Below are 295 nucleotides of genomic sequence, written 5' to 3' on the forward strand. Positions count from 1 at the left end.
GTGGTGTGACCTGCTGGAAGAGAACTCTGTCGACGCGGTTAAAGTACGTTCTGTTGTATCTTGTGACACCGACTTTGGTGTATGTGCGCACTGCTACGGTCGTGACCTGGCGCGTGGCCACATCATCAACAAAGGTGAAGCAATCGGTGTTATCGCGGCACAGTCCATCGGTGAACCGGGTACACAGCTGACCATGCGTACGTTCCACATCGGTGGTGCGGCATCTCGTGCGGCTGCTGAATCCAGCATCCAGGTGAAAAACAAAGGTAGCATCAAGCTCAGCAACGTGAAGTCG

General features: G+C 54.2%; 1 protein-coding gene. It reads left to right on the forward strand.

From position 1 onward, the window contains the following. The coding region (locus tag LZP73_RS20115; protein WP_234236687.1) for a hypothetical protein at window positions 1-295 on the forward strand (295 nt) is incomplete at both ends.

The organism is Shewanella sp. AS16 (genome assembly GCF_021412365.1).
GTDB classification, from domain to species: domain Bacteria; phylum Pseudomonadota; class Gammaproteobacteria; order Enterobacterales; family Shewanellaceae; genus Shewanella; species Shewanella salipaludis.